Source organism: Mesorhizobium sp. M2A.F.Ca.ET.037.01.1.1, from assembly GCF_003998075.1.
Classification (GTDB): Bacteria; Pseudomonadota; Alphaproteobacteria; order Rhizobiales; family Rhizobiaceae; genus Mesorhizobium.
Window position 1 is genome coordinate 1 of sequence record NZ_RZSA01001572.1, and the last position, 837, is coordinate 837.

The following is an 837-nucleotide window of genomic DNA, read 5'->3' on the forward strand; positions in this document are numbered from 1 at the left end:
AAGTTCGGGGGCTCTATCAAAGAGCTGGGTCGCTCTATCCTTTACGCGGGCACAAGGACGGCGATGCGATGCACGCCGACTTCCTTGCTGGTATTCGTCGCCTCGTCGGTCTTGCCTTTGGAGCAGGTGTACATGTCACCGACCTTGAGCTTGAACTCCTTGTCCGCCTTCTTGATGGTGAATGCGCCGGAAGTAATGGTGCATACCATGTCGTTATCCATCACACTTTGAGGAGCGTGCGCTCCGGGCTGAAACACCACGTCAACAATCGAGATGCTCTTATAGGCGGGAATGTCGGAGTTGCCGGTGCCGACCTCGACCACTCTGACGCCCGGCGCAATCTCCTTGCCTTCGTTCGCACCGTACTTCTTGGTTTTCGCAAATGTTGCCGTTGCGAACAGGGGAGCAACCGTTGCGGCCGACACGCCGAGCGCGATTGCAGACCTGCGATTCATCGTCTTCATCGCATCCTCCCTAAACCTGTCATGCACGGATGAGCATGGCCTCAGCATATTAGCACAAACTGATTTGATTGTGCGGAAAAGCGCGTGTCGGTGACCGCGTTTACTGTTGCTTTTGCCGGAACTTCGAATGGCAGCTCGTGCAGTCCTGCAGGATGAGGTGCAGGAGATGTTCCGCCGGCATCCTGGCCGGATCGGCTTCAGCCGCGCCCGGGCGCTTGCCGAGCAGGCTGCCGCCATCCATCGGCGGGCCGGTCATCCGCATGTCGGCGGTGATACCCGGCGGCGCGTTCCCCGCCTTGATCGCGAGCGCGTCGGCGAGCCGGCCGATATGGCGGGCGAGCGCCTCGAACTCCGGCCGGGCCTGGTCGATCTC

1 protein-coding gene and 1 pseudogene are annotated in these 837 nt (G+C 60.3%); both read right to left on the reverse strand.

The window, feature by feature from the left end; all coding sequences use genetic code 11:
* Positions 1–41: 41 nt before the first annotated feature.
* Complete coding sequence (locus EOA27_RS38450; protein ID WP_126078136.1) at positions 42–464, reverse strand: hypothetical protein; 423 nt, start codon at positions 462–464, stop codon at positions 42–44.
* A gap of 100 nt (positions 465–564) precedes the next feature.
* A pseudogene (locus EOA27_RS38455) lies at positions 565–837 on the reverse strand (cytochrome c); the annotation flags it as partial.